The organism is Aquabacterium sp. J223 (genome assembly GCF_024666615.1).
GTDB lineage: Bacteria > Pseudomonadota > Gammaproteobacteria > Burkholderiales > Burkholderiaceae_C > J223.
In genome coordinates this window covers 3,037,388-3,059,484 of sequence record NZ_CP088297.1, presented here as the reverse complement: position 1 = coordinate 3,059,484, position 22,097 = coordinate 3,037,388, and the positions used below count along the sequence as shown (strand labels likewise).

Genomic DNA, 22,097 nt, shown 5'->3' with positions numbered 1-22,097 from the left:
AGCGAGCGATGCTGGACGATGTCGTCACCGACCTCGACGCGGCCGCCTGCCGCTTCCCGGGGCTGCAGGCGCTGGTCGATGCCGGGACGCCGACGCCGGCACCGGCCAGCCGGCCGCGGCCGCGCAGCGCCGCCGCACCCGACAGCCCCGCGCTGTCGCCGCAGGGGCCGGAACTCAACATGCGCCGCCTGCGGGCGCTGGTGGCGGTGGCGCAGTGCCGCAGCGTCAACCGCGCCGCCGACCGGCTGCACCTGACGCAATCGGCCGTCACCCGCGCGGTGCGCGCGCTGGAGGCCGAATGGGGCGTGACGCTGTTCGAGCGCACGCCCAAGGCCATGGTGCCCACCGCCTTCGGCGAGCGCCTGGTCGAACGCGCCAGCCGCTCGCTGGGTTACCTGGAAGCCGCCGAGCGGCGCCTGGGCTCCGACGGCAGCAAGGGCCTGGTCGGCAAGGTGTCGCAGCGCCACCTGCAGGCGGTGAGCACCATCGCCGACTTCCAGACCGAGACCGCCGCGGCCCGCCAGCTCGGCATCTCGCAGCCGGCGGTCAACCTGGCGCTGCGCGACCTGGAGGCGCTGCTCGGCGTCCAGCTCTTCGTGCGCAACCCGAAGGGCATGGTGCCAACGCTGGAAGGCGAGGTCATCATCCGCGGCGCCAAGCTGGTGCTGAGCGAGATGGCCGCCGGCGTCGCCGACCTGGCGGCCCAGCTCGGCCAGGTGCGCGGCCGCTTGACGGTGGGTGCGCTGCCGCTGACCGGCGCCCACATCGCGCCGCGCGCGGTGATGCGGCTGGCCCGCCAGCACCCCGACCTGCGGTTGACCGTGCTGGAGGCGCCGTACGACGTGCTGCTCAAGGGCCTGCGCTGCGGCGACATCGACGTGCTGGTCGGCGCGCTGCACCCGCGCATGCCGTCCGACGTCGAACAGGAGCACCTGTTCGACGACCAGCTGTCCGTGGTCGCCCGCGCCGGCCACCCGCTGGCGGCGCGGCGCACCGTCGCCCTCGACGAACTGCAGGCCTGCGAATGGGTGCTGCCGTTCCGACGCGCCCGTGCCCGCAACATGGTCGAGGGCGCGATGCTGGCCGCCGGCCTGGCGGTGCCCGAAGGGGCGCTGGAGGCCAGCAGCGTGGCGCTGGTGCGTTCGCTGCTGCTGGAAAGCGACTGCCTGTCGGTGCTGTCGCACTTCCAGATCGAGCACGAGCGGCGCCAGGGCCTGCTGCAGGTGCTGCCGGTGGCGCTGCCCGCGGCCCGCCTGCCAATCGGCCTGATGACCCGCGCCGACGCCATGCAGACCGAAGGCCTGAAGGCGCTGCTGCAGGCGCTGCGCTCGTTGTGCGGCGAGCACGCGGCGCCACGGCCGCGACCGCCGGGCAGCGGCTGAGCCGAGCCCTTCTTCCCCCGACCGCGGCCGCCATGAAGCCGCGGCACCCCGACCCCAGGAGACCGACATGAAGAGCATCACCCGACGCGCCGTCCTGGCCGCCTGCGCCGCCGCGGCCGCCGCCACCCTGTCCACCGCGGCCGCCGCCGACACCGTCAAGGTCGGCATCGTCGGCACCTTCTCCGGTGCCTTCGCCCGCTTCGGCGAGCAGATGAAGTTCGGCATCGAGGCCTTCCAGGCGCACAACGGCGCCACCGTGGCCGGCCACAAGATCGAGGTCGTCTACCGCGACGTCGGTGGCGTCGACCCGGCGCGGGCGCGGCAGCTGGTGGAGGAGCTTATCCTGCGCGAGAAGGTGCAGGTCATCGGCGGCTTCGTGCTCACGCCCAACGCGCTGGCGGCGGCCGAGGTGCTCAACGAGGCCAAGGTGCCGGCCATCGTCTTCAACGCCGCCACCTCGGTCATCCCGCGGCGCTCGCCGTACTTCGTGCGCACCAGCTTCACGCTGGCGCAGAACACCGTGCCGCTGGCGCAGTGGGCGGCCAAGAACGGCGTCAAGCGCGCCATGACCATGGTCTTCGACTACGGCCCGGGCTACGACGGCGAGGAGGCCTTCGTGCGCACCTTCAAGGCCGAGGGCGGCGAGATCATGGAGTCGATCCGGGTGCCGATCGCCACCACCGACTTCTCGCCCTACTTCGAGCGGGTGCTGGCCCGCAAGCCCGAGGCGCTGTTCATGTTCAGCCCGGGCGGCCCGCCGGCCATCGGCATGATGAACACCTGGACCTCGCGGCTGAAGCCGGCCGGCATCCGGCTGCTGGCCACCAACGAGACGCAGGAGATCGACCTGCCGAAGATCGGCCCCGGCGCGCTGGACGTGATCTCCGCCTCGCACTACACCGAGACCATCGACAACCCGCTGAACCAGCAGCTGCGCAAGACGCTGGTGGAGAAGTACGGCCGCGACACCACACCGGACACCGAGCTGGTGTCGGCCTACGACGGCATGCGGCTGGTCTACGCCGCCGTGCAGAAGTTCGGCCCGAAGTTCACCGGCGACCAGGCGGTCGGCCTGTGGAAGGGCATGAAGTTCGACAGCCCGCGCGGCCCGGTGATGATCGACCCCGACACCCGCGACATCGTGCAGAACATCTACGTGCGGCGCGTGCAGCAGCAGGGCGGCCGGCTGGTCAACGTGAACATCGCCACCATCCCGATGGTCAAGGACCCGTGGAAGGAGTGGAACCCGGAGACCAAGCCCGGCGCCAAGTAGGTCGCGCCATGGGGTCGCTGCTCACCGTCGTGCTCGACGGACTGGCCTACGGGATGGTGATGTTCATCATTTCCGCCGGCCTGACCGTCACCATGGGCCTGATGCGCGTGGTCAACCTCGCGCACGGCGGCTTCGCCATGATGGGCGGCTACATGGCCGCCGTGCTGCTGGCCGCCGGCTGGCCCTTCCTGCTGGCGGTCGCCGCCGCGGTGGTGGCGGTGGCCGCGGTCGGCGGCGTGGCCGAGCGGCTGGTCTTCCGGCCGCTGTACCGCAAGGGCGAGCTGCCGCAGGTGCTGATGACCTTCGGCCTGGTGTTCGTCATCATCGCCGCGCTCACCGGCCTCTTCGGCACCGGCATCCAGAGCCTGCCGCTGCCGGCGGCGCTGGCCGGCGAGGTGGACATCGGCTTCCGCACCTATCCCCGCTACCGGCTGTTCGTCATCGCCGCCGGGCTGGCGCTGGGCGGCGGGCTGTGGTGGCTGATCGACCGCTCGCTGTTCGGCGCCCGGCTGCGCGCGGCGGTGGACAACCCGCGCATGGCCCGCGCGGTGGGCATGGACGTCAACCGGCTCTTCACCATCACCTTCATGGGCGCCTGCGGCTGGCGGCGCTGGGCGGGGTGCTCGGCGCCGAGCTGCTGCCGCTGGAGCCGTTCTACGCGCTCAAGCACCTGGTGCTGTTCCTGGTCGTCGTCGCCGTCGGCGGCCTCGGCAACTTCAAGGGCTCGTTCGTCGCCGCGGTGGCCATCGGCCTGATCGACACCGCCGGCAAGTACCTGGTGCCGCACGTGGCGCCCTACCTGGTCTTCGGACTGGTGCTGGGCGTGCTGCTGTGGCGGCCCCACGGCCTGATGCCCGCGCGGCACCTCGGGTGATGGGCAGCGCCCCGCCGCTTCGACCCGCCGCGCCGGCGCTGGCCGCCGTGCCCGGCCCGCGCCACGGCGCCACCGCCGCCGTCGGCCATGCGCTGCCCTGGGCGGCGGCGGTGGCGGCGTACTTCCTGGTGCCCGATTCGCTGGCGCTGGCGACCAACGTGCTGGTGATGGTGCTGCTCACGCTGTCGCTGGACCTGGTGCTGGGCTACGCCGGCATCGTCACGCTGGGCCATGCGGTGTTCTTCGGCGCCGGCGCCTATGCGGCCGGCATCTTCGCCATCCACGTCAGCCCCGACCCGGTCACCGGCCTGCTGGTGGCCACCGCCGTCACCGGCGCCTTCGGCCTGCTGTGCGGCCTGCTCATCCTGCACACCGAGGGCGTGACGCTGCTGATGCTGACGCTGGCCATCGCCTCGCTGGTCGCCGAGGTGGCCAACCAGGCCAAGTCCTGGACCGGCGGCGACGACGGCCTGCAGGGCATGACCATGGGCCTGGTGCTGGGGCTGTTCCGCTTCGACCTCTACAAGCGCACGGCCTACCTCTACAGCCTGGCGGTGCTGTTCGTCTGGTTCGTCATCGCCTGGCGGGTGGTGCATTCGCCGTTCGGCCGCTCGCTCGACGGCATCCGCCAGAGCCCCGCGCGCATGCGCGCCATCGGCACGCCGGTGTGGGGCCGGCTGGTGGTGGCCTACGGCCTGTCGGCCGCCATGGCCGGCAGCGCCGGCGCGCTGTCGGCGCAGACCACCCGCTTCGTCGGGCTGAACACGCTGAGCGTCATGGTCTCCGGCATGGCGGTGGTGATGCTGGTGCTGGGCGGCACGCGGCGGCTCTACGGCGCCTTCATCGGCGCCGCGCTGTACGTCGTGGTGCAGGACGTGGCGGCGCAGGTCAACCCCTTCTACTGGATGCTGGTCATCGGCCTGCTGCTGATGGTCAGCGTGCTGGCGCTGGAGGGCGGGCTGATGTCGCTGGTCGACGCCGTGCGCCGCCGGCTCGGCGGACGGCGGGAGGAAACGAAGTGACCGCCGAAGTGCTGCAGGTGCGCGGCCTCGGCAAGCGCTTCGGCGCCCTGGCCGTGACCCGTGACGTGGACCTGTCGCTGGCCACCGGCGAGCGGCTGGCGCTGATCGGCCCCAACGGCGCCGGCAAGACCACGCTGGTGAACCTGATCACCGGCGTGCTGGCGCCCGACCACGGCAGCGTGCGCCTGGACGGCGAGGACATCACCCGCGACCGGCCGGAGGTGCGGGTGCGCCGCGGCCTGGTGCGCACCCACCAGCTCAACACCCTGCTGCCGGAGACGCCGGCGCGCGAGAACCTGGCCATCGCCATCGCCGAGCGCGAGCGGCTGGCCTGGCGCATGCTGCGCTACGGCGCGGCGTGGCGGCGCTGCCTGGCCGAGGCCGACGCCATGCTGCAGCGGCTGGGCCTGCACGGCGTCGGCCAGCGCAGCGTGCGCGAGCTGGCCTATGGCCAGCAGCGGCTGCTGGAGATCGGCATCGCGCTGACGCTGCGGCCCCGGGTGCTGCTGCTCGACGAACCGGCCGCCGGCGTGCCCACCGCCGAGGTCGGCCTCATCCACCGGGTGCTGGACGAACTGCCGCCCGACATCGCCATCCTCATGATCGAGCACGACATGGACCTGGTGTTCCGCTTCGCCCGGCGCATCGTCGTGCTGGTGCAGGGCGGGGTGCTGTGCGCCGGCACGCCGGCGCAGATCGCCGCCGACGACCGGGTGCGGGCGGTGTACCTGGGGCAGGGGGTGCCGGCATGACGGCCCCGCTGCTGGAAGCCGAAGGCCTGGTCGCGGGCTACGGCGAGACCGTGGTGCTCGACGGCGTCGGCTTCTCGGTGAACGCGGGCGATTGCCTGGCCGTGCTCGGCCGCAACGGCGTGGGCAAGACCACGCTGCTGGCCACGCTCATGGGCCTGACCACCCGCCACGGCGGCCGCCTGCGGCTGGAGGGGGACGACATCACCCACCGCCCGGTGCACTGGCGCGCGCGGCACGGCCTGGGTTACGTGCCGCAGGAACGCGAGATCTTCCGCTCCCTCACCGTGCTGGAGAACCTGGCCGTGGCCGTGCAGCCCGGCGGCTGGTCGGTGGAGCGGGTGCTGGACCTCTTTCCCGGCCTGCGCCAGCGCACCGCCAACACCGGCAACCGGCTGTCCGGCGGCGAGCAGCAGATGCTGGCCGTGGCGCGGGCGCTGGTCGGCGGGCCGCGGGTGCTGCTGCTCGACGAGCCGATGGAGGGCCTGGCGCCCATCATCGTCGAGGGCCTGTTCGACGCGCTGCGCCAGGTGCGCGCCGACGGCGGCATGGCCATCGTGCTGGTGGAGCAGAAGGCCGAGCTGGCGCTGGCCTTCGCCGACGAGGTGATGGTGCTCGACCGCGGCCGCGTGGTGCACCGCGGGCCCAGCGCGCCGCTGCGCGGCGATGCCCAGGCCCAGGCGCGCCTGCTGGGCATCGGCGACGAGCGGCTGGCCACGGCCGGCTGAACCGACGCCACGACAGACGACACGACAGACCGCAGGACAAGACATGGAGCAGGACAACGCCACCCCCCTCGGCCGCTTCGACTACGTGATCGTCGGCGCCGGCGCCGCCGGCTGCGTGCTGGCCTACCGCCTGAGCGCCGACCCGTCGGTCAAGGTGCTGCTGCTGGAGGCCGGCAGCAGCAAGCCGCACTTCTGGGTCAAGATCCCGCTCGGCCTGTACAAGACCATCGGCAACGCCGCCACCGACTGGCGCTACAAGACCGAACCCGAGCCCGCGCTGAACGGCCGGCGCATCCCCATCCCGCGCGGCTTCGGCCTCGGCGGCTCGACGCTGATCAACGGCATGGTCTACATCCGCGGCCAGTCGCAGGACTACGACCGCTGGCGCGACCTGGGCAACCCCGGCTGGGGCTTCGCCGACCTGCTGCCGCTGTTCAAACGCCACGAGGACTTCCACGGCGGCGCCAGCGAGCACCACGGCGCCGGCGGCGAATGGCATGTGGGCGACATCGGCAGCCGCTGGGAGATCCTCGACCGCTTCATCGAGGCCGGGCAGACACTGGGCATCCCGCACGTCGACGACGTCAACATCGGCGCCTGCCACGGGCTGGGCTACTTCCACGTCAGCTCGCGGCGCGGGGTGCGGGTGTCGGCGCGCAGCGCCTTCCTCGACGCGGTGCGCCACCGGCCCAACCTCACCGTGCTGTCGGACGCGCATGCGCGGCGCATCGTGCTGCAGGGCCGGCGCGCGGTGGGCGTCGAGTTCTGGCGCGGCGGCCGGCTGGAGCGTGCCGACGCCGACGCCGAGGTGCTGGTCGCCGCCGGCGCCATCGCCTCGCCGCAGCTGCTGCAGGCCTCGGGCATCGGCGCCCCGCAGGTGCTGGCGGCGGCCGGCGTGCCGGTGCAGCACGCGCTGCCCGGCGTCGGCGAGAACCTGCAGGACCACCTCCAGACGCGCATGGTGGTCAAGGTGCACGGCGTGAAGACCATCAACCGCCGCGCCCGCACCGCGCTCGGCAAGCTGGGCATCGGGCTCGAGTACTTCCTGCTGCACCGCGGGCCGCTCGCCGCCGCCGCGACCAAGCTGTGCGGCTTCGTGCACAGCGCGCCGGAGCACGCCACGCCCAACGTGCAGTACCACGTCAACCCGATGAGCACCAAGGTGTTCGCCGGCGAGGTGCACCCCTTCGACGGCGTGACGGTCTCGATCTGCAACCTGCGGCCGACCAGCCGCGGCCATGTGCGCCTGAAGGGCGCCGACACCCGCGAGCACCCGGCGATCACCGGCAACTTCCTGTCCACCGAAGCCGACCAGAAGGTGGCGGTGGACGCGGTCAAGCTCACCCGCCGCCTGTGGCAGGCCGCGCCGCTGCAGCGCTACCGGCCCGAGGAGGTGGAGCCCGGTTCGGGCGTGGCCACCGACGACGACCTGCTGGCCCATGCGCGGGCCACCGCGTTGACGGTGTTCCACCCGGTGGGCACCTGCCGCATGGGACCTGACGCCGATGCGGTGGTCGACGCACGGCTGCGGGTGCACGGGCTGCACGGGCTGCGGGTGATCGACGCGTCCGTCATGCCGACGCTGATCTCCGGCAACACGTCGGCGGCCTCGGTGGTGATCGGCGAGAAGGGCGCCGAGCTCATCCTGGAGGACCGCCGCCGATCGCAGTCGCCTGCCGGCGGCATGACGGCCGACGCGTCGCCCGACCGCCAGACCGAATCCCTGACCGCCTGATCCCAACCCCCGAGGAGAACGACGATGACCCATCCCACCCGCCGCCAGACCCTGGCGCTGGCCGCCGCTGCGGCCGCCGCCACCGCGCTGTCGCCGTCCGCGCTGGCGCAGCAGGCCGCGCCCTTCAAGGTCGGCCTCATCCTGCCGTTGACCGGCCCCTTCACCGCCACCGGCCGGCAGATGGAAGCCGGTGCCCGGCTGTACCTGGCGCAGCACGGCGGCACCGTCGCCGGCCGGCGCGTCGAGCTCATCGTCAAGGACGACGGCGGCGTGGCCGACAACACCCGCCGCGTGGCGCAGGAACTGATCACCGGCGACAAGGTGGACGTGCTGGCCGGCTTCGGCCTGACGCCGCTGGCGCTGTCGGTGAGCCAGCTCATCACCCAGGCCAAGGTGCCGGCGGTGGTGATGTCGGCCGCCACCTCCAGCATCGTCAACGCCTCGCCCTACTTCGTGCGCACCAGCCTCACGCTGCCGCAGTCCGCCACCGCCATGGCCGAATGGGCGTCGAAGAACAAGATCAAGCGTGCGGTCACGCTGGTCAGCGACTACGGCCCGGGGCTGGACGCCGAGAAGTACTTCAAGAACCGCTTCCTGCTCAACGGCGGCGAGGTGCTGGCCGAACTGCGGGTGCCGGTGCGCAACCCGGACTTCTCGCCCTTCCTGCAGCGGGTCCGCGACGCCAACCCCGAGGCGCTGTTCGTCTTCGTGCCGGCGGGGCAGGGCGTGGCGGTGATGAAGCAGTTCGCCGAGCGCGGGCTGGACAAGACCGGCATCAAGCTCATCGGCGACGGCAGCTTCACCGACGACGACATCCTCAACGACATGGGCGACGTGGCGCTGGGCGCGGTGACCGCCTTCAACTACTCGGCGGCGCACGAGTCGGCGCTGAACAAGCGCTTCGTCAGCGAGTTCATCAAGGCCCACAAGGTCCGCCCCGCCTTCATGGGGGTCGGCGCCTACGACGGCATGCGTGTCATCACCAAGGCGCTGGAGGCGACGAAGGGCAAGGGCGGCGGCGACGCCTTGCTGGAGGGCATGAAGGGCCAGGTCTTCGAAAGCCCGCGCGGCATGATGACCATCGACGCGCAGACCCGCGACGTGGTGCAGGACATCTACATCCGCCGCGTCGAGCGCCGCAACGGCGAGCTCTGGAACATCGAGATCGACTCGAGCAAGCAGATGAAGGACCCCGGCAAGCAGGGGTGAGCGGGACGTCCGGCCCCACCTGCGTGGGGACGGTCGCCTGCGAACGCCGGACCCCTCTGCGGGTCCGGCCGGGGCGGCCCGGTCAGCAGCAGTCGCCCGCCGGCGGCGGCTGCAGCCGCTGGTAGCGGCCGAACACCGGGTCGCGGTCGAGTCCGAGCAGCTTGACCGCGTTGTGCTTGAGCACCAGCGGCCGCACCTCGTCCTTGATCGGCAGCTTGGCGAAGTCGGCCAGCCAGCGGTCGGGCGTGAGCACCGGCCAGTCCGAGCCGAACAGCATCTTGTGCTTGAGCAGCCCGTTGATGTACTGCACCAGGATGGGCGGGAAGTACTTCGGCGACCAGCCCGACAGGTCGATCCACACGTTGGGCTTGTGCGTGGCCACCGCGAGCGCGTTCTCCTGCCAGGGGAACGACGGGTGGGCGATGACGATGGGCATGTCGGGGAAGTCCACCGCCACGTCGTCCAGGTACATCGGGTCGGAGTACTTCAGCCGCACGCCGCCGCCGCCGCGCATGCCGGCGCCGGCACCGGTCTGGCCGCTGTGGAAGATGGCCGGCAGCCGGTGCTCGGAGATCACCTCGTAGAGGTCGAAGCAGGCCCGGTCGTTGGGGTAGAAGCCCTGGATCGACGGGTGGAACTTGAAGCCCTTGACGCCGTACTCGGTGATGAGGGTGCGCGCCTCGCGGGCGGCCATCTTGCCGCGCATCGGGTCGATGCTGGCGAAGGGCACCAGCACGTCCGGGTGCTGCGCCGCCTCTTCCGCCACCTCCTCGTTGGTGATGCGGATCTGGCCGTTGCCGCGCTCGGTGTCGACGGTGAAGATGACCGCGATCATCTTGCGCTCGCGGTAGTGCGCGGCCGTCTCGGCGATGGTCGGCTTCGGCATGCGCTGCTTGAAGTACGCGAACATCGCCTCGTCGTAGGCGGTGGCCACCGGGTCCTCCGGCAGGCGGGTGGAGCGGTTGGCGTGCACGTGCACGTCCACCGCGACGATGTCGTCGAGCAGCTTGTGCTCGTCAGCGATCGGTGCGTTCATCGGGTCTCCTGGGGTTCCTGGGCCACGCGTTCGAGCAGGTCGATCAGCTGGCGCCGCTCGACCTCGCTCAGGCCGCCGGCCAGCGCCTGTTCGTAGGCGGCCACCTTCACCTGGAACTGCTGCAGCTTGCGCCGGCCGGCCGGCGTCAGCGCCAGCGCGTAGCGGCGGCGGTCGCCCTCGACCGGCTCGCGGCGCACCAGGCCCAGCGCTTCCAGCGCGTCGACCACCTTGACCACGCTGGGGCCGCGGATCTTCAGCCGCAGGCCCAGCGTGGCCTGGTTGATCTGCTGCTCGGTGGCGATCAGCGACAGCGCGGTCATGCGCGCGGGCGACAGGTCGTCCTGGCCGAGCTGGCGGAAGAACATCTCGTAGCTGCGCACCTGGGCACGCTTGATGGCGTAGCCCAGCGAGTCGCTCACCAGGTCCAGCGTGGCGTCCGGCGTGGCAGGGCCGACGGCGCGCCGGCGCGCCGTCGCCGCACGGGTGGACGTGCGGGCGGGCGAGGCGGGTCGGCGGGCGGGCGGCATGCGGTGAGGAAGGAAGGCGCCGCGGGGCGCCGGCCGATTCTAGGCATCGTCGTGGCCCGTGAATCATTAGCCGGGAAAACGATTTGCCGCGCCTGTGGCGCGGCGAAGACATCGGCGAGGTTGCGCCGCGGGCTACGTGCTTTCCCTGCTGGCGGCGCCGCACCCGCGTCCTAGCATGCGAAGTCGTTAGCCAGGCTAACGACATGACACGCTAACAAACAACGTCAGGTCGCCCGCCGCGGGCCCTGCCTCGGAGACAGCCATGAAGCTCATCGCACCCCTGGCCGCCGCACTGCTGGCCGCCACCCTGGCGGCCCCGGCGCGGGCCGACATAAACATCGGCGTCAGCACCGCGCTGACCGGGCCGGCCGCCTCGCTCGGCGTGCCGGTGCGCAACGCGCTGTCGCTGTGGCCGACGGAGATCGGCGGCGAGAAGATCGTCGTCACCATCCTCGACGACGCCGCCGACGCCACCACCGCGACCAAGAACGCCCGCCGCTTCGTCGAGGAGAAGATGGACGCCATCATGGGCGCGGCCAACACGCCGGCCACGGTGGCCATCGCCCAGGTCGCCAACGAGGCGAAGATCCCGCAGCTGTCGCCGTCGCCGGCGGAGCTCGCCGAAGGCAAGGACGCCTGGACCTTCCGCAGCGTGATGCACGCCGCCTTCTTCACCGAAGGCCTGGTCGAGCACATGAAGAAGACCGGCATCAAGACCGTCGGCTTCCTCGGCTACACCGACGCCTACGGCGAGACCTACCTGCAGGCGCTGCAGAAGCAGGCCGCCGCGGCGGGCCTCAAGATCACCGGGGTCGAGCGCTTCACCCGGGCGGACACCAGCGTCGCCGGCCAGGCGCTGAAGGTGGTGTCCGGCAACCCGGACGCCATCCTCGTGGTGGCGGTGGGTGGCGGCGCGGCGCTGCCGCAGAAGGCGCTCGTCGAGCGCGGCTACAAGGGCAAGATCTACCACACGTCGGCGTCGATCTCGCCGGACTTCCTGCGCCTGGCAGGCAAGGATGCCAACGGCGCGCTGATCAGCTCCGGCCCCGAGCAGCTGCCCGACGAGATGCCCGCCGGCCACCCCGGCAAGGAAGTGGCCAAGCGCTTCCACCAGGAGTACGAGGCCAAGTTCGGCGCCGGCACGGTGACGCAGTTCGCCGCCAACGTCTACGACCTGGGCCTGGTGCTGCAGAAGGCCGCGCCGGTCGCGCTGAAGAAGGCCAAGCCGGGCACGCCGGAATTCCGCGCCGCGCTGCGCGACGCCATCGAGGCCAGCGGCGGGGGTGCCGACGACCAAGGGCATCCTGAAGTACTCGCCGACCGACCACTGGGGCCGCGCCGCCGAGGCGCGCACGATGCTGGTCGTCACCGACGGCCAGTGGAAGCTGGCGCGCTGACGCGCCGACGTCCCGACACGACGGCAGCACCGGATGGGCTCGTTCTCCATCGCCGCCATCCTGGTGCAGGACGGCGTCACCACCGGCGCGGTCTATGCGCTGCTCGGCATGGCGCTGGTGCTGCTGTTCGCGGTGACGCGGATCATCTTCTTCCCGCAGGGCGAGTTCGTCACCTTCGGCGCGCTGACGCTGGTCTGGCTGCAGGCCGGCAAGGTGCCCGGCACGGTGTGGCTGATGCTGGCCACCGCGGTGGCCGCCGGCGTGCTGGAGGCGGTGGCGGCCTGGCGCGACGGCCAGCCGCAGCGGCTGCCCCGGCTGGTGGCCACCCATGCGGTGGTGCCGGGGATCATCGCCGCGGCCACGGTGTGGGCGGCCGCGCATCCCATGCCGCTGGCGGTGCAATGCGGGCTGGCGCTGGCGGTGGTGGCGGCGCTCGGCCCGTCGCTGTACCGGGTGGTCTACCAGCCGCTGGCCGCCGCCAGCGTGCTCACGCTGATGATCGTCTCGGTCGGCGTTCACTTCTTCCTCGTCGGGCTGTCGCTGGTGTTCTTCGGCGTCGACGGCTACCGCACGCCGGCCTTCTGGGACGGCCGCCTGGAGCTCGGCCTGCTGTCGGTGCCGGGCCAGAGCCTGGCGGTGGTCGGCGTGACGCTGGTGCTCATCGTCGCGCTGGCGCTGTTCTTCGGCCGCACGCTGTGGGGCAAGGCGCTGCGCGCGGCGGCGTCCAACCACGTCGGCGCGCAGCTGCTCGCCATCTCGGTGCCGTTCTGCGGCCGGCTGTCGTTCACCATCGCCGCCTTCATCGGCGGGCTGTGCGGCATCCTCATCGGCCCCATCGTCACCATCTACTACGACTCGGGCCTGCTCATCGGCCTCAAGGGCTTCGTCGCCTCCATCGTCGGCGGCCTGGTCAGCTACCCGCTGACGCTGGCCGGCGCGCTGGGCATCGGCATCGTCGAGTCGTTCGTCTCTTTCTCGGCCAGCGCCTACAAGGAGACGGTGATCTTCCTGCTGGTGATCCCGGTGCTGCTGTTCCTGTCCCTGCGCCACGGCGGCGCCGACGAGGAGCATTGACATGACCCCCCCCTTGCTCGCATTCGCTCGCTGCCCCCCGAGGGGGCGCTCAGCGCCTTCGGGCGGCCGGGCGGCGCTGATGACGGCCTCCCGACTGCTCGCGCTGGCCTTCGCGCTGGCCATCGCCTCGCTGACGGTGGTGCCGGTGCCGGCGTTCTGGATCACCCAGGCCAACTACATCGGCGTCTACACGCTGGTGGTGCTGGGGCTGGTGCTGCTGCTCGGCGTCGGCGGGCTGACTTCGTTCGGCCAGGCGGCGTTCGTCGGCATCGGCGCCTACGTCACCGCGGTGCTGTGCGCCAAGGCCGGCTGGTCGCCCTGGTGGACGCTGCCCGCGGGGCTGGTGATCACCGGCGCCAGCGCCTGGCTGATCGGCGCGGTGACGCTTCGCATGTCGGGCCACTACCTGCCGCTGGCCACCATCGCCTGGAGCATCGCGCTGTACTACCTGTTCGGCAGCACCGACGCGCTGGGCAAGTACGACGGCATCGCCAACCTGCCGGCCATCCGCTTCTTCGGCATCGACCTGGCCGCCGGCCGGGCGATGGTGGTGCTGATCTGGCTGGCGGTGGGACTCGGCGCCTGGGGCCTGGTCAACCTGCTCGACTCGCGGCCCGGCCGTGCCATCCGCGCGCTGCGCACCGGCACCCACATGCCCGAGTCGATGGGCGTCGACACCGGCGCGCTGAAGGTGCGCATCTTCGTCATCGCCTCGCTGCTGGCCTCGGTGGCGGGCTGGCTGCTGGCGCACCTGCAGCGCGCGATCAGCCCGGGGCCGTTCGGCCTCAACACCAGCCTGGAGGTGGTGATCATGCTGGTCACCGGCGGCATGGCGCACGTCGGCGGCGCCATCCTCGGCACCGGCATCGTCGCGCTGCTGCGCGACCAGCTGCAGGTGTGGCTGCCGGCGCTGTTCGGCAACGCCGGCCACTACGAGGTGATCGTCTTCGGCGCGCTGCTGGTGCTGCTGCTGCGCTTCGCGCCCGAGGGGCTGTGGCCCTGGCTGGCGCGTCTGCTGCCCGCGCCGCGGCCGCGCCCGCTGCCCGCCGGCGAGCCGCTGCCGCGGCGGCCTCAGGTGGCGCGTGGCGAGCCGCTGCTGGAGGTGCGGGGCGTGCAGCGCCGCTTCGGCGGGCTGGTGGCGGTGGACACGCTGCACTTCGACGTCGCGGCCGGCGAGATCGTCGGCCTCATCGGCCCCAACGGCGCCGGCAAGTCGACCACCTTCAACCTGGTCACCGGTCTGCTGGCGCCCAGCGAGGGCGAGATCCGCTACCGCGGCCAGCGCATCGACGGACGGCGCTCGCGCGACATCGCCGCGCTCGGCATCGCGCGCACCTTCCAGCACGTCAAGCTGGTGCCCAACATGAGCGTGCTGGAGAACGTCGCGCTCGGGGCCTACCGGCGGTCTCGCACCTCGCTGCTCGCCGCCACGCTGCGGCTGGACCGCGCCAGCGAAGCCTCGCAGCTGCAGGAGGCGGCGCGTGCGCTGCGGCGCGTCGGCCTGGGCGACCTGCTGCACGCCGAGGCCGGCAGCCTGGCGCTGGGCCAGCAGCGGCTGGTGGAGATCGCCCGCGCGCTGTGCGCCGACCCGGCGCTGCTGCTGCTGGACGAGCCCGCTGCCGGCCTGCGCGCCTTCGAGAAGCAGGCCCTGGCCCGGCTGCTGGCCGAACTGCGCGACGAGGGCATGGGCATCCTGCTGGTGGAGCACGACATGGGCTTCGTCATGGAGCTGACCGACCACATCGTGGTGATGGTGTTCGGCAAGAAGATCGCCGAAGGCCGGCCCGAGGCCATCCAGCGCGACCCGGCGGTGCTCGAGGCCTACCTGGGCGGGGTGGACGACGAATGAGCGCTCCCGCACGGCCGCTCCGAAGGGAGCGATGCGTCCCTCCTGGACGGACAGAGCGTAGCGATAGGGTGCACCCATGAGCGCCACACCGATCCTCGAAGTGGTGGGTCTGAGCGCCGGCTACGGCAAGGTGCGCGCGCTGCACGAGGTCAGCCTGGTGGTGCCGCACGGCGCCATCGTCACCGTCATCGGGCCCAACGGCGCCGGCAAGTCGACGCTGCTCAACGGCCTGATGGGCCTGCTGCGCACCAGCGGCGAACTGCGGTTCGAGGGCCGCTCGATCCGCCAGCGCACGGTCGAGGACCGGGTGATGCAAGGCCTGTCGCTGGTCTCGGAGCGGCGCGAGCTGTTCGCCGACATGTCGGTGCACGACAACCTGCTGCTCGGCGGCTTCAGCCGCCACCGCCGCGGCGAGGGCGGTGCGGCCGAGCAGATGGACCATGTCTTCGGCCTCTTCCCGCGGCTGAAGGAGCGTGCCGGCCAGCTCGCCGGCACGCTGTCCGGCGGCGAGCGCCAGATGCTGGCCGTCGGCCGTGCGCTGATGGGACGGCCGCGCCTGCTCATGCTCGACGAGCCCAGCCTGGGCCTGGCGCCGCGCATCGTGCGCGAGGTGCTGCAGGTGGTGGCCCGGCTGCGCGACCATGGCGTGTCGACCCTGCTGGTGGAGCAGAACGCGCGCGCCGCGCTGCGGCTGGCCGACCACGCCTACGTGCTCGAAGGCGGGCGCATCGCCCTCGAAGGACCGGCCGCCGAGCTGGCCAGCAACCCGCGCATCGTCGAAAGTTACCTCGGCATCGCCGCCCCCCGTCAGGCGGCCGATGCCGTGCCCCTTCCCGCCACCGCACCCCAAGGAAGCCCCTGATGCCGTCGTCCCTGGAGACCCCGCTCGTCAACGTGTCGTACGACGGGCCCGTCGCCACCGTCACCCTCAACCGGCCGGCCAAGCGCAACGCGCTGAACCTGGCCGTCGTGGCGCAGCTGCGCCAGGCCTTCGAGACCCTGCCCGACACCGTCCGCGTCGCCATCCTCGACGGCGCCGGCGACCACTTCAGCGCCGGGCTCGACCTGTCGGAGCTGTCGGAGACCGAGACGCACGAGGGCATGCAGAGCAGCTTCGCCTGGTACGAGGCGTTCGCCAAGCTGCAGTTCGGCCGCGTGCCGGTGATCTGCGTGCTGCACGGCGCGGTGGTCGGCGGCGGGCTGGAGCTGGCGTCGGCGGCGCACGTGCGCGTGGCCGACGAGACCGCCTACTTCGGCCTGCCCGAAGGCCAGCGCGGCATCTTCCTCGGCGGCGGCGGCTCGGTGCGCGTGTCCAAGCTGATCGGCTTCTCGCGGGTGACGGAGATGATGCTCACCGGCCATGTCTACACCGCGCCGGAGGCCTTCGCCATCGGCCTGGTGCACCACGTCACCCCGGCCGGGCAGGCGATGGCCAAGGCGCGCGAGCTGGCCGCGCGCATCGCCAGCAACGCGCCGCTGTCCAACTTCGCCATCACCCACGCGCTGCCGCTCATCGCCGAGCAGCCGATGGCCCACGGCCTGATGACCGAGGCGCTGATGGCCGCCGTCACCCAGGGCGCACCGGAGGCCAAGGAGCGCGTCAACGCCTTCTTGCAGAAGCGCGCCGCCAAGGTCAAGCCGCAGTGAGGACCGCATGAGCACACCCTTTCGTGAGATCGCGCTGGGGCCGTACGAGGGCCGCGCCGAGCCGCGGCCCGACGGCAGCTGGCTGCTGCACACCAACCAGCCGCTCGGCCCCTACCCGCAGCGACTGACCGAGCGGCTGCTGCACTGGGCCGAGCGCCAGCCCGACCAGCCGCTGTTCGCCAAGCGGGACGCGCAGGGCGCCTGGCAGCACCTCACCTTCGCGCAGGCGCTGGAGGGCGCGCGGCGCATCGGCCAGTCGCTGCTCGACCGGGGGTTGAGCGCCGAGCGGCCGCTGATGATCCTGTCCGGCAACGACCTGGAACACGCCCAGCTGGCGCTGGCCGCGCTGCACGTCGGCGTGCCCTTCATGGCGGTGTCGCCGGCGTATTCGCTGCTGTCGCCCGACGCGGCACGGGTGGCGCATGCGGTGCAGCTGCTCACGCCCGGGCTGGTCTACGCCAGCGACGCGGCGGCCTTCCGCCGGGCCATCGACATCGCCGTGCCGAAGGACACCGAGCTCGCCTTCGGCCGCGGTTCGATCGAGGGCCGGCCCTGCACCTCGTTCGAGGCGCTGCGCGCCCGCGAGGCGACGCCGGCGGTGGACGCCGCGCACGCCGCCGTCGGGCCGGACAGCATCGCCAAGTTCCTCTTCACCTCGGGCTCGACCAAGCTGCCGAAGGCGGTGGTCAACACGCAGCGCATGCTGTGCTCGAACCAGGTGGCGAATGCGCAGTGCTACCCCTTCCTCACCGAGGAGAAGCCGGTGCTGGTCGATTGGCTGCCGTGGCACCACACCGCGGCGGGCAACAACAACTTCGGCCTGGTGGTGTTCCACGGCGGCACGCTCTACATCGACGAGGGCAAGCCCACGCCGGACGGCATCGCCGAGACGCTGCGCAACCTGCGCGAGGTCTCGCCGACGGTCTACTACACCGTGCCCAAGGGGCTGGAGTCGCTGGTGGCGGCGATGCGGCAGGACGTGCCGCTGCGCGAGCGCTTCTTCGCCCGCGTGCGGCTGATCTTCCCCGCCGGCGCCGCCCTGCCGCCGCCGCTGAAGGCCGAGCTGGAGTCGATGGCGGTGCAGACCGTCGGCGCCCGCATCCCGATGACCATGGGCCTGGGCATGACCGAGACGGCGCCCTTCGCCATCTCGGCGCACCTGCCCGACTGGCAGCCCGGCCTGATCGGCCTGCCGGCGCCGGGCACCACCGTCAAGCTGGTGCCCAGCGGCGACAAGCTGGAGGTGCGCTACCGCGGCCCCAACATCACGCCCGGCTACTGGCGCCAGCCAGAGCTGACGGCGGAGGCCTTCGACGACGAGGGCTTCTTCTGCAGCGGCGACGCGGCCCGCTTCATCGACGAGGCCCGGCCCGAGCAGGGCCTGCGCTTCGACGGCCGCATCGCCGAGGACTTCAAGCTCATCAGCGGCACCTGGGTCAACGTCGGCGCGCTGCGCAACCAGGTCATCGCCGCCGGCGCGCCCTACGTGCAGGACGTGGTGCTCACCGGCCACGACCGCGACGCGCTGGGCATGCTGGTGTTCCTGCTGCCGGCCGCCGCCGAGCTGTGCCGCGACCCCGCCGCCGCGGCGTCGCTGGCCGCGCTGTGCGACGACCCGGGGGTGGTCGGATGGGCGCAGCGGCTGCTGGACGAGCAGGCCGCGCGCGGCACCGGCAGTTCCAACCGCATCGTGCGCGCGCTGCTGCTGCGCGAGCCGGCCTCGGTGGGCCTGGGCGAGATGACGGACAAGGGCTCGATCAACCAGCGCGCGGTGCTGAAGGCCCGCGCGGCGCTGGTCGAGCAGCTCTACGCCGAGCCCGCCGAGGCGCCGGTGCTGGTGGCGAGGCCGGGCTGACGGCGGGCCCATGCTGCGCTACGAGCCGCCGCTGCGTGACCTGGCCTTCGGGCTGGGCGAGGTGCTGGACGCGCCGGCGGTGCTGCGCGGCCTGCCGGCCTTCGCCGAGGTCGACCTGCCGCTGCTGCTGCAGGTCGCCGAGGCCGCCGGCCGCTTCGCCGCCGAGCAGGTGCTGCCGCTGAACGCGCTGGCCGATGCGGTCGGCTGCCGCTGGACCGACGGCCGCGTGCAGGCGCCGCCCGGCTTCGCCGACGCCTGGGCGGCGTTCCGAGAGCAGGGCTGGCCCGGCCTGTGCGCGCCGGTGGAGGAGGGCGGCCAGGGCCTGCCGGCGCTGGCCGGCAGCGTGCTGGGCGAGCTGCTGTCGTCGGCTTCGCATGCCTTCGTCATGTTCGCCGGCTCGGGCGCGCTGGCGGCGCACTGCCTGCGCCGTTCGGCGTCGCCGGCGCTGCAGGCCGAATGGATGCCGCGGCTGGCCAGCGGCCAGGCGCTGGCCACCATGTGCATCTCCGAGCCGCAGGCCGGCTCGGACGTCGGCCTGGCCCGCACCCGTGCCGCGCCGAGCGGCGACGGCGACGGCTTCCGGCTGCACGGCACGAAGGTGTTCGCCAGCGGCGGCGAGCACGACCTGACCGAGGACATCCTCCACCTGGTGCTGGCCCGGCTGCCCGACGCGCCGGCGGGCTCGCGCGGGCTGTCGCTGTTCGCCTGCCCCCGGCGCCTGCCCGACGGCCGGCGCAACGCGGTGCACTGCGACGGCATCGAACACAAGATGGGCCTGCACGGCAGCCCGACCTGCACGCTGCGTTTCGACGGCGCGCAGGCGCAGCTCGTCGGGTCGCCTCACCAGGGCCTGCGGGCCATGTTCCCGATGATGAACGAGGCCCGGCTGATGTCGGGCCTGCAGGCGGTGGGCCTGTCCGAGACCGGCTGGCAGAACGCGCTGGCCTATGCGCACGAGCGCCGGCAGGGCCGGGCCCCCGGCGCCGGCACCGACGGCCCGCCCAGCCGGCTGGTCGACCACCCGGACGTGCAGCGCCTGCTGGCGACGCAGAAGGCCTGGACCGAGGGTGGCCGCCTGCTGTGCCACTGGACGGCGCTGCTGCTCGACGTGGCCCGCCACCACCCCGACGCCACCCGCGCGGCCGAGGCCGAGGCGCTGGTCGGGCTGCTCACGCCGCTGGTCAAGGGCGTGCTGAGCGAGAACGCGCAGCTGTCGCTGTCGGCCGCGCTGCAGGTGCACGGCGGCCACGGCTACGTGCGCGAGACCGGCATCGAGCAACTGGTGCGCGACGCGCGCATCGTCACCATCTACGAAGGCACCACCGGCATCCAGGCGCAGGACCTGGTGCTGCGCAAGCTGCTGGGCGACGGCGGCCATGCCTGGCGCCTGCTGCGCGCGGAGGTGACGCGCTGGCTCGACGGGCCCGGCCGGTCGCCCGCCCTGGCCGACGTCGCCATGCCGCTGCAGCGCCAGCGCGAGCGGGTCGATGCGGCCATCACCCGCCTGCAGGCGCTGCAGCGCGAGGCACCGGCCGCGCTGCTGGCCGCCTGCACGCCCGCGCTGCGCCTGGTCGGACTGCTCGTGCTGGCCCTGCTGTGGGCGCGGGCGGCGGAGAAGGCCGGCCCGCGTGCCGACGTCGGCGACCCCTGGCACCGCGCCAAGCGCGCCACGGCGCTGTTCTTCCTGCACCAGCTGCTGCCGGAGGCGGAAGCCCTGGCCGCCGTCATCCACCAACCCGACACCGGCCTGCAGGACACCCTGCTGGCCGCCTGAACCCTGATCTGGAGACCGCCATGCCCAACGACCGACCCACCGACGCCGCGCGCCGCCGCAGCCTGCAGCGCCTGACCGTGGCCGCCACCGCGCCGTGGGCGCTGCCCGCCGCACTCTCGTCCTGGGCGCTGCCCGCCCGTGCACAGGGCGGCTACCCGAGCAAGCCGGTGCGCATCGTCGTGCCGTTTCCGCCGGGCGGCGCCACCGACGCGCTGGTGCGCCTGCTGGCCGAGCGCCTCGGCCAGCGCTGGAACCAGACCGTGCTGGTGGAGAACAAGCCGGGCGCCAACACCACGCTGGGCACCGACGTGGTGGCCAAGTCGGCGCCGGACGGGCATGTGCTCGGCGTGGTCACCGGCTCGCACAACATCAACCCGCTGCTGACGCAGAAGCTGCCGTACGACACGCTGAAGGACCTCGTCGGCGTGATGGCCATCACCCGCAGCCAGATGGCGATCTACGCCCACCCCTCGCTGCCGGCCAGCACGCCGGCCGAGTTCATCGCGCTGGCGAAGAAGCAGAAGGTGGCCTACGGCTCGGCAACCACGCAGTCCTTCCTCGGCATGGAGCTGCTGTCCTCGATGGCCGGCGTGAAGATGGAGTACGTGCCGTACAAGGGCAGCGCGCAGGCGATGAACGACCTGATGGGCGGCCACCTGATGGTGATGATCGACCCGGTGCTGCAGAGCACGGTGGAGCACGTGAAGAACGGCCGCATGAAGCTGATCGGCACCCTCGGCGCGCGCCCCGGCGAGCTGACGCCGCAGACGCCGACCTTCGCCAGCGTGGTGCCCGGCTACGACTTCTCGGCCACCTTCGGCCTCATCACCCGCGCCGGCACGCCGCCGGAGGTGGTGCGCCGCATCCGCGACGAGTTCGCCGCGGTGATGGCCACGCCCGAGGTCACCGAGCGCATCCGCGCCTTCGGCCAGGAGGTGGTGGCCTCCACGCCGGAGGCCTACCAGGCCTACATCGTCGACGAGATGCGCAAGTGGGAGCCGGTGGTCAAGGCCACCGGCGCCAAGCTCGACTGACCGAGCGGCTCAGGCGGGCCGCGGCCCGCCGACCGTCACCCGCGTCAGGTAGCGGCGCATGCCGGCGTAGTCGGGCACCGCGCGGTGCTGGCTGCGCCGGTTGTCCCACACCAGCACCTGCCCGTTGCGCCAGCGCACGCGGCAGGTGAGGTCGAAGCGTTCCTGCTGCTGGTAGAGGAACTCCAGCAGCGGCCGGCTTTCCTCGGCGCTCATGTCCTCGAAGCGCTGCACGAACACCCGGTTGACGTAGAGGTGGCGCTGCCCGGTGCGCGGGTCGGTGCAGACCACCGGGTGCACCGTCTCGCGGTCGGCCATCTCGAGGTCGGCGAGGTCGGCCTTGGCGCTGGTGGCGGCGTACTTGCGCTGCTGCGCGTGGTAGGCCGAACCGAAGACGCGGGTGCCGCTGTGCACCGCCCGCAGCGGCTCGATCATTCGCTGGAAGGCGGGCGACAGGCTGTCCCAGGCCAGCGCCATGTTCGAGAAGCCGGTGTCGCCGCCATGGGGCGGCACGTCGATGGCGCGCATCACCACCGCCGCCGGCGGCCGGTCCATGAAGGTGCTGTCGGTGTGCCAGCTCTCGCCGACCACGCGGCCGGTGTCCGTCGCCTCGCGGCGCACGATCTGCACGAAGGGCTCGCCCTCCAGGCTGTGGATCTGCGGGATGCGGATCAGGTCGCCGAAGCGGCGGGCGAAGGCCAGGTGCTGGGCGTGGTCGATGGTCTGCTCGGCGAACCAGATCACGAGGTGCCGGTCGTAGGCGCGCAGCACCTCTTCCCAGACCTCCTCGCGCAGCGGCTGGCGCAGGTCCACCCCGCGGACCTCCGCGCCCAACGCGCCGGTCAGCGGCAGCACCTCGACGTGGCGGTAGTCGTTCAACGTCGTTCCCCAGAGAAAAAAGGGCTGCCCGAAAGCAGCCCTTAAGTGGTCATCCG

At 72.4% G+C, this 22,097-nt stretch carries 19 protein-coding genes and 1 pseudogene; 17 read left to right on the top strand and 3 right to left on the bottom strand.

From position 1 onward, the window contains the following. Nucleotides 1–8 precede the first annotated feature (8 nt). The 9 genes from LRS07_RS14540 (at nucleotide 9) to LRS07_RS14500 (ending at nucleotide 8,972) form a co-directional block, all read left to right on the top strand. Nucleotides 9–1,382: a LysR family transcriptional regulator gene (locus LRS07_RS14540; RefSeq protein ID WP_260498723.1), complete on the top strand. Its 1,374-nt coding sequence runs from the start codon at nucleotides 9–11 to the stop codon at nucleotides 1,380–1,382. 67 nt (nucleotides 1,383–1,449) lie between these two features. Continuing rightward, nucleotides 1,450–2,655: an ABC transporter substrate-binding protein gene (locus tag LRS07_RS14535; RefSeq protein WP_260498722.1), complete on the top strand. Its 1,206-nt coding sequence runs from the start codon at nucleotides 1,450–1,452 to the stop codon at nucleotides 2,653–2,655. A gap of 8 nt (nucleotides 2,656–2,663) precedes the next feature. After that, nucleotides 2,664–3,410, top strand: coding sequence for a branched-chain amino acid ABC transporter permease (locus LRS07_RS14530; protein WP_260498721.1), 747 nt, complete (start codon nucleotides 2,664–2,666; stop codon nucleotides 3,408–3,410). After that, nucleotides 3,329–3,529, top strand: a complete 201-nt coding sequence (locus tag LRS07_RS14525; protein ID WP_260498720.1) for an ABC transporter permease — start codon at nucleotides 3,329–3,331, stop codon at nucleotides 3,527–3,529. Before LRS07_RS14530 ends, LRS07_RS14525 begins: the two co-directional genes overlap by 82 nt. After that, a complete protein-coding gene (locus LRS07_RS14520) occupies nucleotides 3,529–4,551 on the top strand; it encodes a branched-chain amino acid ABC transporter permease (RefSeq protein WP_260498719.1) in 1,023 nt (340 codons plus the stop codon). Before LRS07_RS14525 ends, LRS07_RS14520 begins: the two co-directional genes overlap by 1 nt. Beyond that, nucleotides 4,548–5,303 (top strand): ABC transporter ATP-binding protein, encoded by a 756-nt coding sequence (locus tag LRS07_RS14515; protein ID WP_260498718.1) that lies wholly within the window; start codon nucleotides 4,548–4,550, stop codon nucleotides 5,301–5,303. Before LRS07_RS14520 ends, LRS07_RS14515 begins: the two co-directional genes overlap by 4 nt. Further along, nucleotides 5,300–6,028, top strand: a complete 729-nt coding sequence (locus LRS07_RS14510; RefSeq protein ID WP_260498717.1) for an ABC transporter ATP-binding protein — start codon at nucleotides 5,300–5,302, stop codon at nucleotides 6,026–6,028. The genes LRS07_RS14515 and LRS07_RS14510 overlap by 4 nt, the downstream gene beginning before the upstream one ends. Before the next feature lie 43 nt (nucleotides 6,029–6,071). Continuing rightward, a complete protein-coding gene (locus LRS07_RS14505) occupies nucleotides 6,072–7,763 on the top strand; it encodes a GMC family oxidoreductase (protein ID WP_260498716.1) in 1,692 nt (563 codons plus the stop codon). 24 nt (nucleotides 7,764–7,787) lie between these two features. Next, complete coding sequence (locus LRS07_RS14500; RefSeq protein WP_260498715.1) at nucleotides 7,788–8,972, top strand: ABC transporter substrate-binding protein; 1,185 nt, start codon at nucleotides 7,788–7,790, stop codon at nucleotides 8,970–8,972. An 82-nt stretch (nucleotides 8,973–9,054) separates the two neighbouring features. Here LRS07_RS14500 and LRS07_RS14495 read toward each other — a convergent pair whose 3' ends face one another. Both LRS07_RS14495 and LRS07_RS14490 read right to left on the bottom strand, forming a co-directional pair. Next, the gene (locus LRS07_RS14495; protein ID WP_260498714.1) at nucleotides 9,055–10,008 is read right to left on the bottom strand and encodes an amidohydrolase family protein; all 954 of its coding nucleotides are present in this window, start codon (nucleotides 10,006–10,008) and stop codon (nucleotides 9,055–9,057) included. Next, complete coding sequence (locus LRS07_RS14490) at nucleotides 10,005–10,535, bottom strand: MarR family winged helix-turn-helix transcriptional regulator (protein WP_260498713.1); 531 nt, start codon at nucleotides 10,533–10,535, stop codon at nucleotides 10,005–10,007. The genes LRS07_RS14495 and LRS07_RS14490 overlap by 4 nt, the downstream gene beginning before the upstream one ends. Before the next feature lie 262 nt (nucleotides 10,536–10,797). Between LRS07_RS14490 and LRS07_RS14485 the strand changes: the two are divergent. The 8 genes and pseudogenes from LRS07_RS14485 to LRS07_RS14450 all read left to right on the top strand — a co-directional run. Beyond that, a pseudogene (locus LRS07_RS14485) lies at nucleotides 10,798–11,736 on the top strand (ABC transporter substrate-binding protein); the annotation flags it as partial. A gap of 229 nt (nucleotides 11,737–11,965) precedes the next feature. Beyond that, nucleotides 11,966–13,006, top strand: a complete 1,041-nt coding sequence (locus tag LRS07_RS14480) for a branched-chain amino acid ABC transporter permease (RefSeq protein ID WP_260498712.1) — start codon at nucleotides 11,966–11,968, stop codon at nucleotides 13,004–13,006. Nucleotides 13,007–13,085: 79 nt separating this feature from the next. After that, nucleotides 13,086–14,855 carry a branched-chain amino acid ABC transporter ATP-binding protein/permease gene (locus LRS07_RS14475; protein ID WP_260498711.1) on the top strand — a complete coding sequence of 590 codons (1,770 nt, stop codon included), beginning with the start codon at nucleotides 13,086–13,088 and terminating at the stop codon, nucleotides 14,853–14,855. A 76-nt stretch (nucleotides 14,856–14,931) separates the two neighbouring features. Beyond that, the gene (locus tag LRS07_RS14470; RefSeq protein ID WP_260498710.1) at nucleotides 14,932–15,717 is read left to right on the top strand and encodes an ABC transporter ATP-binding protein; all 786 of its coding nucleotides are present in this window, start codon (nucleotides 14,932–14,934) and stop codon (nucleotides 15,715–15,717) included. Beyond that, a complete protein-coding gene (locus LRS07_RS14465) occupies nucleotides 15,717–16,502 on the top strand; it encodes a crotonase/enoyl-CoA hydratase family protein (protein ID WP_260498709.1) in 786 nt (261 codons plus the stop codon). The genes LRS07_RS14470 and LRS07_RS14465 overlap by 1 nt, the downstream gene beginning before the upstream one ends. Before the next feature lie 7 nt (nucleotides 16,503–16,509). Further along, nucleotides 16,510–18,357 (top strand): feruloyl-CoA synthase, encoded by a 1,848-nt coding sequence (locus tag LRS07_RS14460; protein ID WP_260498708.1) that lies wholly within the window; start codon nucleotides 16,510–16,512, stop codon nucleotides 18,355–18,357. Nucleotides 18,358–18,367: 10 nt separating this feature from the next. Next, nucleotides 18,368–20,131: an acyl-CoA dehydrogenase family protein gene (locus LRS07_RS14455; RefSeq protein ID WP_260498707.1), complete on the top strand. Its 1,764-nt coding sequence runs from the start codon at nucleotides 18,368–18,370 to the stop codon at nucleotides 20,129–20,131. Nucleotides 20,132–20,151: 20 nt separating this feature from the next. Beyond that, complete coding sequence (locus tag LRS07_RS14450) at nucleotides 20,152–21,165, top strand: Bug family tripartite tricarboxylate transporter substrate binding protein (RefSeq protein ID WP_260498706.1); 1,014 nt, start codon at nucleotides 20,152–20,154, stop codon at nucleotides 21,163–21,165. Nucleotides 21,166–21,174: 9 nt separating this feature from the next. On the opposite strand, the gene LRS07_RS14445 is transcribed toward LRS07_RS14450, so the two are convergent. Continuing rightward, nucleotides 21,175–22,041 (bottom strand): TauD/TfdA dioxygenase family protein, encoded by an 867-nt coding sequence (locus LRS07_RS14445; protein ID WP_260498705.1) that lies wholly within the window; start codon nucleotides 22,039–22,041, stop codon nucleotides 21,175–21,177. Between the last annotated feature and the right edge of the window lie 56 nt (nucleotides 22,042–22,097).